Origin of the sequence: Streptomyces phyllanthi, assembly GCF_009377205.1 — a bacterium.
GTDB lineage: Bacteria > Actinomycetota > Actinomycetes > Streptomycetales > Streptomycetaceae > Streptomyces > Streptomyces phyllanthi.
This window is the reverse complement of record NZ_VJZE01000331.1, coordinates 1-10415: the sequence shown is the minus strand read 5'-3', so window position 1 is coordinate 10415 and position 10415 is coordinate 1. Positions and strand designations below refer to the sequence as shown.

The following is a 10415-nucleotide window of genomic DNA, read 5'->3' as shown; positions in this document are numbered from 1 at the left end:
GGCTGGGGGCGGGGCTGCTCACGCCCCAAGGGTACGGGGCGCGGCGCGGGCGGCCGTCGGGGCCGCCCTCTCCACGGCGGCGATGACGGTGACGGTCATCGGTACAGCCTGGACCCGCAGTGCGGCCACGGGCTCGCCCCGCGCCGTACGTACAGCAGCTTCGCGCGGTACGTCTGCTCGGCCGCCGAGGCGTCCTGGGGACGGCCGCGGCCGCCGACGCTCTGCCAGGTGCGGGCGTCGAACTGGTAGAGGCCGCCGTACATCCCGGACGGGTCCACCGCGGTGGACCGGCCACCGGACTCGCAGGCCGCGAGGGCCCGCCAGTTCAGGTCGTCCGCGCCCCGCACGGACGTCGGCATCGGCGTCGTCCCCACCTTCACGATCTGCGTCCGGGGTTCCCGGACCACCTCGGTACGCAGGCGGCGCGGCTTCTGCCTGACGCCGTTGACCGTGCGCAGGGAGTACGTGACGCGGCGCACGCCCGGCCGCCCGGCCCGCTCGACGACCGCCGTGCCCCGGAAGAGCGAGGGGTCGTCGGTCCTGCGCACCGCGAACGGGATCGGCTCCTCGCGCACCTCCCGCGACCCGGCGATCCGCAGCACGACGATGGTCTGGCCGTCCCGGGGGAAGCCGTCCTCCGGGACGGATGTCGTGTCCTGGCCCTTCAGCGTGATCCCGGCCTCCTCCACGGCCTCGCGCACGGTCGCCGCGTTGGTGCGGATCGTCCGCGCGCGGCCGTCCGCGACGATCGTGACGGTGCGCTCGGTGCGGACGGCCAGCTCCAGCCCCTCGCGCCCGATCCGCCGGGAGCGCGAGGCCGAGACGTACGCTCCTTCCGCGCGCACCCCGAGCTGTTCGAGCGCCCCGTTCACCGTGCGCTGCGTCGTCCACACCTCGCGCCACTGCCCGTCGAGGGTGAGGTCCACGGGCCGTCCGTAACGGACCGCGACCCGGTCGCCGCTGGCCAGGGCGGTGCCCGGCGCGGGTGCCACCTGATCGCGGTCGCCCACCAGGACGCCCTCGTCGGCGAGCAGTTCGGTGACGTCGTCCGCGAAGGTGTGCAGGGTGCGCTGCTTGCCGTCGACGGTCAGCTCGATCGCCTTGTCCTTGGCGACGAAGGCGGAGGTGCCGCCCGCGAGGAAGGCCACCACCAGCGCCTGCGGAACCAGCCGGCGAAACGGCGCGGGCCGCTGGGCGGCACGTCTGCGGTGCCCGGCCCGCCGCGCCTGCGCCCGGCCGCCCGGCGCCCCGGGTACGCGGTCGCCCGGGCGGGACGGCACCGGTTCGGGCGCCGTCTCGTAGGCGGGGCGGTAGGTGTCCTCGTGGATCCCGTACGGGGGGCCGTGGGTGCCGTACGTCTCGTACTGGGAGGACGGCCCGTACGGCGCTGACGGCTCGTACGGCGCTGACGGCTGCGAGAGGTGAGAGGGCTGCGAGGGCGGCGATGCGCTCACGACGACAGGCTCCAGGGAGGTCCGGAAGGGTCAGAGGACCAAAAGGACCAACGGGGTCCAATCGGGCGACCGAACCTAGCGGACGACCCTCGCACTCCCAAGCAACCCGACCACGCGGTGCCGCCACTTGGACCGGTGACACGCCATGCCGATCACCCGGACGGCCCTGAGGGTGTTCCGGAAGCGTGATCTCTCAGTAATCAAACGCGCGCGCGGTGTTCGCCCCGATCGCCGTCGCCAGCGCGTCCTCGTCGATGCCGCGCACCGCGGCCATGGCCCGCACCGTGACCGGAACGAGATACGGCGCGTTGGGCCGTCCGCGGTACGGCGCCGGAGTCAGGAAGGGCGCGTCGGTCTCGACGAGGACGAGGTCGAGCGGGGCCACGGCGAGGGCGTCGCGGAGCGGCTGGGCGTTCTTGAAGGTGACGTTGCCGGCGAAGGACATGAAGTAGCCGTGCTGGGCGCACACCTGGGCCATCTCCGCGTCGCCGGAGTAGCAGTGGAAGACGGTCCGCTCGGGCGCCCCCTCCTCCTTGAGGACGCGCAGCACGTCGGCGTGGGCGTCGCGGTCGTGGATGACCAGGGCCTTGCCGTGCCGCTTGGCGATCTCGATATGGGCGCGGAAGGAGCGCTCCTGTGCCTCCTTGCCCTCGGGCCCGGTACGGAAGTAGTCGAGCCCCGTCTCCCCGACGGCCTTCACGTGGGGCAGCGCGGCCAGCCGGTCGATCTCGGCGAGCGCCTCGTCGAGGGCCGCGTCCCCGCCCGGCTCGCGGGCGCCCTGCCGGGACCAGCCGTCGGGGTCGCCGTGCACGACGCGGGGCGCCTCGTTGGGGTGCAGCGCGACGGCCGCGTGGACGTTGTCGTACGCCGCCGCCGTCCCGGCCGCCCAGCGCGAGCCGTTCACGTCGCAGCCGACCTGCACGACGGTCGTCACACCCACCGAGGCGGCCTTGGCGAGGGCCTGCTCCACCGTGCCGGACTGCATGTCGAGATGGGTGTGCGAGTCGGCGACGGGCACCCGGAGGGGTTCGGGCAGCGGGGGCGCGGCGCTCTTGTCGTTCTTGTCGTTCTTGTCGTGCGGGCCGGAGGTGTTCGAAGGCATGCCCCGATCCTACGAAGGGGGCATGCCCACCCGGCTTCCGGAGGCCGTCAGCTCGCCTTGCGGTGGAACGGGTGCAGAAGATCGGACAGATGCCAGTGGTGATCCCTTTGTTCCTTGGCCGCCGTGGACGCCGTGGACTCGCCGCCGGCGGACGTCTCGTCCCCCGGGATCTGCCGCGGCACCCGGCGTGACTGCCGGTGGAGGTGGCTCTGCACGGAGGACACCTGGCCGGCCCGCATGATGCGCACGACGTGGTTGTCGCAGTTCTGGCATGTGGGCCTGCTCAGCGGAGAGGGCACGACCTCGCCGTCCGCCACGTACATCACGAACTCCTGGCCGTTGCCGTCGATGTGATGCTCGATCTCGTACGACTGCTCCCAGCCGTGCCCGCAGCGCATGCAGGCGAAGGAATAGGACTCGTGAACGACTGCGCTCGCCGTTCCACGGTGGCCGGTCTGCCCTGAGATCTCTGTCATGCCAGCTCCTGCTGTCCGCTGGACAAGCACCCACGGCGCGGATTCCCCGTTGAACCCCAGTGGGAGCGGGGACGGGTGCGTCCCTTCCACCAGTGGACTGCTCCCACGGGGCGAGCGCATCAGCCCTGTCGAGTGTTGGCGCCGATTTGGCATTCCCTTGTGGGAAGGGCCCTGACAGCAGGCATGCGCTTTGCTTTGGCCGGGGGCGCATTTACCCACCCTTGGGGCGCAGGGGCGCCCCACCAGAGGCGCGGGACCGCGTCGATATCGATATGCGGCTCCGTCGCGTGGGCGCGAGCACCACGAACAACCCGGCGGCCCGAGTCAGCCCCGGGCCGCCCAGGGCGCAACGCGAGACCGGCTCACAACGCGGAGCGCTTCGCGGCGACCACCGCGTCGAAAACCACCCGCTTGGGCACCCCCGCCTCCAGGGCCACCGCGGCGATCGCCTCCTTGCGCCGCTCCCCGGCGTCCTCCCTCACCCGTACCCTCCGCACCAACTCGTCCTCGTCGAGTTCCACGGCCTTCTCGGGGGCGCCCTCCACGACGACGGTGATCTCCCCGCGCACCCCCTCCGCGGCCCACTCGGCCAGCTCGCGGAGCGATCCGCGCCTGATCTCCTCGTACGTCTTGGTCAGCTCACGGCACACGGCGGCCCGCCGCTCCGCGCCGAACACCTCGGCCATCGCGGCGAGCGTGTCGTCGAGGCGGTGGGGGGACTCGAAGTACACGAGGGTGCGCCGTTCACCGGCGACCTCCCGCAGCCGTGACAGCCGCTCGCCCGCCTTGCGCGGCAGGAACCCCTCGAAGCAGAACCGGTCCACGGGCAGCCCGGACAGCGCGAGCGCGGTGAGCACCGCGGAGGGGCCCGGTACGGCGGTGACGCGGATGTCCTTCTCGACGGCGGCCGCCACCAGCCGGTACCCCGGATCGGACACCGACGGCATACCGGCGTCCGTGACGAGCAGCACACGGGAGCCGGCCACCAGCGCCTCGACGAGTTCGGGCGTACGGGCGGACTCGTTGCCCTCGAAGTAGGAGACGACGCGCCCGGAGGGCTGCACGCCCAGGGCCTGTGTGAGCCGCCGCAGCCGCCGGGTGTCCTCGGCGGCGACCACGTCGGCACCGGCCAGTTCCTCGGCGAGCCGGGGCGGGGCGTCCGTGATGTCGCCGATGGGGGTGCCTGCCAACACAAGGGTTCCTGTCACGTTTCCATCCTCGCAGGGCTCATACACGGGACTCGCACAGCCCGGTTCCCTACGATGGCGCGGTGACGAGTACCGCGTCCTCCATGGACACCCGGCAGAGCCAGGCCACCGAAGAGCAGCGGCCGTCGTGGCAGCAGCGGCTGCGCCGGTTCGGATACACGGCGGAGCCGAGAAGCGACGTCCGCGACCGGCTGGTACCCCCGTACTCCCGGCCCGGACCTCGTCTGTGGGCCGTGCTCGGGCTGCCTCAGGATCTCGCCGTACGGATCACGCGCTGGTCGGCATGGGGCGGGCCGCTGCTGGTGACGCTGCTCGCCGGGCTGCTGCGGTTCTGGAACCTGGGCAGCCCCAAGGCGGTGATATTCGACGAGACGTACTACGCCAAGGACGCGTGGGCGCTGATCCACCGCGGGTTCGAGGTCAACTGGGCCAAGAACGCCAACGACCTCATCCTGCAGAACAACGGGAACGTGCCGATCCCCACGGACGCCGCGTACGTGGTGCACCCGCCGGTCGGCAAGTACGTCATCGGGCTCGGCGAGTGGCTTTTCGGGTTCACACCGTTCGGCTGGCGCTTCATGCCGGCGCTGCTCGGCACGCTCTCCGTCCTGATGCTGTGCCGTATCGGGCGCAGGCTCTTCCGTTCCACCTTCCTCGGCTGTCTCGCGGGTGCGCTGATGGCGGTGGACGGGCTGCACTTCGTGATGAGCCGTACGGCGCTGCTCGACCAGATGGTCATGTTCTTCGTGCTGGCCGCGTTCGGGTGCCTGGTCATCGACCGCGACCGGACACGCGAACGGCTGGCCGCCGCGCTGCCGCCGGACGGCGACGGGGTGGTGCGCCCCAACGCGCAGGTGGCGGAGACCACCCGCTTCGGCCTGCGCCCCTGGCGCTGGGCGGCCGGCCTGTTCCTGGGCCTGGCCATCGGCACCAAGTGGAACGGCCTCTACGTCCTCGCCGCGTTCTGTCTGATGGCGGTGTTGTGGGACGTCGGCAGCCGCAGGGTCGCGGGTGCCCGCCACCCTTACAAGGCGGTGCTCAAGCGGGACACGGGCCTCGCGTTCCTGGCGACGGTCCCGGTCGCCCTCGTCACCTACCTGGCCTCCTGGACCGGCTGGATCCTCTCCCCCGACGACGGCTCGGGCGGCTACTTCCGCAACTGGGCGGCGACCGCGGGCAAGGACGGCAGCTTCTCCTGGCTCCCCGACTGGCTGCGCAGCCTGTGGCACTACGAGCAAGAGGTCTACCAGTTCCACGTGGGCCTCTCGACGCCACACACGTACCAGTCCAACCCGTGGAGCTGGATCGTCGTCGGCCGCCCGGTCTCGTACTTCTACGAGGACCCCGCCGCCGGAACGGACGGCTGCCCCGTCGACGCGGGCGAGAAGTGCGCCCGCGAGGTCCTGGCCATCGGCACCCCGCTCCTGTGGTGGGCCGCGGCCTTCGCGGTCCTCTACGTCCTGTGGCGCTGGCTCTTCCGCCGCGACTGGCGCGCCGGCGCCATCGCCTGCGGCATCGCGGCGGGCTACCTCCCCTGGTTCATGTACCAGGAACGCACGATCTTCTTCTTCTACGCGGTCGTCTTCCTCCCCTTCCTCTGCCTGGCCCTGGCGATGATGATCGGAGCGATCCTCGGCCCACCCGGCGCGACGGAACGCCGCCGAGTCGTGGGCGCGGCGGGCGCGGGCGCCCTGGTCCTGCTCATCACCTGGAACTTCATCTACTTCTTCCCCCTGTACACGGGCCAGCCCATCCCGATCGACGACTGGCGGTCGCGGATGTGGCTGGACACGTGGGTGTAGGCGAGAGCCTGGTTCCGGACTCTTGAGCCGGTCTCTCCTCGTTGCCACCATCGAGGTGTGCCCACACCCCCTTCGCGGCGGAAGCCCTCCGCGTTACGGCGCCGGAGGCGAACACGACGCATCATCGGCCTGGCGATCGTCGCCTTCTCGGCAGCGGTGATCGCCGGGCTCGCTTGGATGTTCCACACCGCCGGCATGACCGGCGCGCGCAACACCGTCTACATCGTGGCCGGGAGCGTCTGGCCGGTGCCGATAGCCCTGGCCGCCACCGTCGTCGGCGGACCGGGCGAGACCGGCCCGGTGCGGCGGTTCCTGGAAGCGCTGGGGGCCACGGTGATGGTCACGCCCCTGCTCACCGCGCTCCCCCTCGGCGCCTGGGGCGTATGTGCGTCGTTCGTGCCCGGGATCGCCGGGATCGGTGACCCTCCCCTGCCGGTGCTGATCGGCATTGCGGCCTGGTTCCTGGTCACATTGGTGCTGTGGGCGATCTTCGCGGACAGGGGCGACGTCTACGGCGGCGGCTGGGCACCTTGACAGGCCACGTGGACGCGGTGGCGACCGGCGGCCGCCCGTCATGAGGCGGACCCCGCGGCAAGCAGTCGCCAGGTGGGCGCGGTCGCCGGTCTGCGCCCCGCGTTGCCGACGCGTTGGGGCTCGCTGAGCGTATTCGTTCCGCCGGCTGAAGCCGTGGTGTCCCCGGGTTTTGAGTCAGTCCTCCGATCTCTCTTCGGCCAACATTCGGGCAACTCCTTCCACGGCCACCCCTCAGGTCGCTTACAGTGCGAGACGACCAAGGCTTTCTGAACGCGTTCAGAAACGCGTGCGGGGGCGGCGCCCGGAAGGGCGGCAACGGGGAGGAATCGCGCTATGCGCAAGGGGGCAAAGGCCACCGTGATCGGTGGGGTGTTCGCCGTGATGGTGGGGGGTGCCGGTTACGGGGCGTACAACATCGTGACCGCGATCAGCGGGGACGGGGGGTCGGACTCGGCGGACACGCCGGTGGTGAGGAGCGGGCCGCCGAGCGGCGACGAGGTCGAGGAGACGACGCGGAAGTTCTTCGCGGCCTGGGAGAAGGGGGACGCGGACAAGGCCGCGTCGTACACGAACTTCGCCGAGGAGGCCGAGGGGCTGCTGGGCGCCTACGGGAACGACGCGCACATCGGGGACGTGAAGATCACCGCGGATAAGGCGGCCGGGCGGACCGTGCGGTTCTCCGTGAAGGCCACGGTGTCGTACGAGGGGAAGAGCAAGCCTCTCGCGTACGACAGTGAACTGACCGTCGTACGCGGGGAGACCACCGGCAAGGCGCTGGTCGACTGGGAGCCGTCCGTCGTGCACCCGGAGCTGGGCAAGGGCGACACGCTGGTCACGGGTGAGGCCTCGGCCCCGCCGATCAAGGCGGTGGACCGGAACGGCGCCGAGCTCAGCAAGGAGACGTACCCCTCCCTCGGGCCGATCCTGGACGCGCTGCGGGAGAAGTACGGCGACAAGGCGGGCGGCACCCCGGGGGTCGAGCTCGCCGTCCGGCACAGCACCGAGGGCGAGGGCGACACCACACTCGTGACCCTCGCCAAGGGCAGAGCGGGCACGCTGCAGACCACCCTGAGCGCGGGCGCGCAGGCGGCGGCCGAGAAGGCGGTGAAGCAGCACGCCGACTCGTCGGTGGTAGCCGTCAAGCCGAGCACCGGGGAGGTACTGGCCGTCGCCAACCACCGGAAGGACGGGTTCAACGCGGCCTTCCTCGGCAAGCTGGCACCCGGTTCGACGATGAAGATCGTCAGTGCCGCCATGCTCATCGACAACGGGATCACGACGGCCACCGGCCCCGCACCCTGCCCGCCCGACGCCACGTGGCAGAGCCAGACCTTCACGAACCTGAAGGGCATGACACCGAACGAGAACGCGACCCTCTCCGAGAGCTTCGCGCGGTCCTGCAACACGGCGTTCGTGAAGTACGCGGACGAGGTGAAGGTCGACTCGCTGACGAAGGAGGCCGAGGAGCGGTTCGGGCTCGGCCGGAACAACTGGAAGGTCGGCGTCCAGTCCTTCGACGGCTCGGTCCCCGCCTCCGGCGGCCCGGACACCGCCGCCAACATGCTCGGCCAGGGCCAGGTCCAGATGAGCCCGCTGAGCATGGCCTCCGTCACCGCGACCGCCATGACGGGCACCTTCCGGCAGCCGGTCATCGTCCCGGCACGGCTCGACGGCCGGCAGCTGGCCACCGCCGGGGGCCTGGACGCGAGTACGGTCCAGCAGCTGCGCCAGATGATGAACCGGACCGCGACCAGCGGCACCGCGGCCGCCGCCATGTCCAGGCTCAGCGGCAGCATCGGCGCCAAGACCGGCTCCGCGGAGGTCGACGGGAAGGCCACGTCCGACAGCTGGTTCACCGGCTACCGCAACGACATCGCGGCCGCGGCCGTGTCCCAGGGGGGCGGCCACGGCGGCGACGCGGCCGGTCCGATTGTCGCAGCCGTGCTACGAGCGGGCGGCTGACGTTCACCCCTGTCATACCGGGACTCTAGGGTGGGGCTGTCGTTCTCGTTGAGGAGCGTGAGGCTGGCGGGGGCCTGGTGACAGCGGAGGATCGAAAGAGCTGTGGGCAAGAGAAGGCGCGTCGTCGAGGAGAAGAGCAAGCACCGTCCGCTCGTGGTGGGCGGGCTGATCGCCGTGGTCGTCGGTGGCGGCGCCGTCGGCGCGTACGCCCTGTACGGCGGTGGTGCGGCGGCTGAGGACGGATCGTCCGCCGACGCCAAGCCCGTGAAGACGGGCCCCCTGTCGGCGGCCGAGGTCCGGTCGGCGGCCACGGCGTTCCTCACCGCCTGGCAGGGCGGCTCCGTCACCGAGGCAGCGGCCGCCACGGACGACTCGGCGGCAGCCAGGACCGCGCTCACCGGTTTCCGCAAGGACGCCCGCATCGACGACGTGACGCTCACCCGCGGCAAGCGCTCGGGCGACGAGGTCGCCTTCTCCGTGAAGGGCACGGTGTCCTACAAGGGCACCAGCAAGCCGCTCGCGTACGAGTCCTCGCTGACCGTCGTGCGCCGCGCCAAGGACGGTGAGCCGCTGGTGGGCTGGAAGCCGTCGGTGGTCCACCCGGATCTCGGCGAGGGCGACCGGCTGGTGACCGGGGAGGCGGGCACGCCTCCGGTCAAGGCGGTCGACCGGGACGGTGGTGAGCTGACGGCCGCGAAGTACCCGTCCCTGGGGACGGTGCTGGACGGGTTGCGGGAGAAGTACGGCAAGAAGGCGGGTGGGAAGGCCGGGGTCGAGCTGCGGGTGGTGCGCGGGGACGCGTCCGGTTCCTCCGCGTCCTCGTCGTCCTCGTCTTCCTCCCCGTCGCCTGACGCGTCCGCCTCGTCCGGGAAGGACGACGACAAGAAGGCCTCCGACAAGACGCTTCTGAAGTTGAGCAAGGGCACCCCCGGCACCCTGAAGACCACCCTCAGCCCGAACCTCCAGAAGGCCGCCGAGCAGCAGGTGGCCGCGAAGGAGCGGGCCTCGGTCGTGGTCATGCGCCCGTCGACCGGCGAGATCCTGGCCGTGGCGAACTCCAACCCCAACTTCAACACGGCCTTCCAGGGGTCCCTCGCGCCCGGGTCCACGATGAAGATCGTGTCGTCGGCGCTGCTGATCGAGAAGGGGCTGGCCTCGGCGAACAAGGTGCACCCCTGCCCCAAGTACATGCCGTACGGGGGCTGGAAGTTCCAGAACGACGACAAGTTCCAGATCAACGGCGGGACGTTCAAGGCGAGTTTCGCCCGCTCGTGCAACACCGCGTTCATCTCGCAGGCCAAGAAGCTGGAGAACGACTCGCTGACTAAGGAGGCCCAGCAGGTGTTCGGTCTCGGGCTGAACAACTGGGCCATCGGGGTGCCGACGTTCGACGGGTCGGTGCCAGTGCAGAGTGACGCGCCGATGGCCGCCTCGCTGATCGGGCAGGGCGGGGTGCGGATGAATCCGCTGAACATGGCGTCGGTGGTGGCGACGGCGAAAACGGGTGTGTTCAAGCAGCCGTACCTGGTGTCGCCGTCGGTGGACGGCCGTACGCTCGCCACGGCGTCGCGCACGATGCCGACGACCGTCCGCGATCAGCTGAAGGAACTCCTCCAGTACACGGCGGCGGCGGGTACGGCAGCCGAGGCGATGGCGGGGCTGGGGCCGGACTACGGCGCCAAGACCGGCTCCGCGGAGGTCGACGGCCAGAAGGAGCCCAACGGCTGGTTCACCGCGTGGAAGGGCGACCTGGCTTCGGCCGGCGTCGTCCAGCAGGGCGGTCACGGCAGCGAGTCGGCGGGGCCGATCGTCGCGGCGTTGCTCCGGGCGGGCAGCTGAGGCTTTTTGCGCACCCGCCGCCCCTACCCGTCCCATCC

At 71.2% G+C, this 10415-nt stretch carries 8 protein-coding genes; 4 read left to right on the top strand and 4 right to left on the bottom strand.

Going from position 1 to position 10415, the window contains the following annotated elements:
* Window positions 1-95 precede the first annotated feature (95 nt).
* From FNH04_RS32800 to rsmI, 4 genes are all read right to left on the bottom strand, one after another.
* Window positions 96-1454: a ubiquitin-like domain-containing protein gene (locus FNH04_RS32800; protein WP_322724509.1), complete on the bottom strand. Its 1359-nt coding sequence runs from the start codon at window positions 1452-1454 to the stop codon at window positions 96-98.
* 193 nt (window positions 1455-1647) lie between these two features.
* Window positions 1648-2556 (bottom strand): TatD family hydrolase, encoded by a 909-nt coding sequence (locus FNH04_RS32795; protein ID WP_152789494.1) that lies wholly within the window; start codon window positions 2554-2556, stop codon window positions 1648-1650.
* A 47-nt stretch (window positions 2557-2603) separates the two neighbouring features.
* The gene (locus FNH04_RS32790) at window positions 2604-3032 is read right to left on the bottom strand and encodes a hypothetical protein (protein ID WP_152789493.1); all 429 of its coding nucleotides are present in this window, start codon (window positions 3030-3032) and stop codon (window positions 2604-2606) included.
* 362 nt (window positions 3033-3394) lie between these two features.
* Complete coding sequence (rsmI, locus tag FNH04_RS32785; protein ID WP_322724507.1) at window positions 3395-4240, bottom strand: 16S rRNA (cytidine(1402)-2'-O)-methyltransferase; 846 nt, start codon at window positions 4238-4240, stop codon at window positions 3395-3397.
* A gap of 62 nt (window positions 4241-4302) precedes the next feature.
* Here rsmI and FNH04_RS32780 point away from each other — a divergent pair, with 62 nt between their 5' ends.
* The 4 genes from FNH04_RS32780 (at window position 4303) to FNH04_RS32765 (ending at window position 10377) form a co-directional block, all read left to right on the top strand.
* A complete protein-coding gene (locus FNH04_RS32780) occupies window positions 4303-6042 on the top strand; it encodes a dolichyl-phosphate-mannose--protein mannosyltransferase (protein ID WP_322724505.1) in 1740 nt (579 codons plus the stop codon).
* A 57-nt stretch (window positions 6043-6099) separates the two neighbouring features.
* Window positions 6100-6576 (top strand): hypothetical protein, encoded by a 477-nt coding sequence (locus FNH04_RS32775; protein WP_152789491.1) that lies wholly within the window; start codon window positions 6100-6102, stop codon window positions 6574-6576.
* 333 nt (window positions 6577-6909) lie between these two features.
* Window positions 6910-8538, top strand: coding sequence for a penicillin-binding transpeptidase domain-containing protein (locus tag FNH04_RS32770; protein ID WP_152789490.1), 1629 nt, complete (start codon window positions 6910-6912; stop codon window positions 8536-8538).
* Between the two features lie 102 nt (window positions 8539-8640).
* Window positions 8641-10377, top strand: coding sequence for a penicillin-binding transpeptidase domain-containing protein (locus FNH04_RS32765; protein ID WP_322724504.1), 1737 nt, complete (start codon window positions 8641-8643; stop codon window positions 10375-10377).
* Window positions 10378-10415: the final 38 nt, after the last annotated feature.

Excerpts from the sequence above, each read along its gene's own strand:
- FNH04_RS32795 (WP_152789494.1), bottom strand. The coding sequence starts at position 2,556 with ATGCCTTCGAACACCTCCGGCCCGCACGACAAGAACGACAAGAACGAC.
- FNH04_RS32790 (WP_152789493.1), bottom strand. The coding sequence starts at position 3,032 with ATGACAGAGATCTCAGGGCAGACCGGCCACCGTGGAACGGCGAGCGCA.
- FNH04_RS32770 (WP_152789490.1), top strand. The coding sequence starts at position 6,910 with ATGCGCAAGGGGGCAAAGGCCACCGTGATCGGTGGGGTGTTCGCCGTG.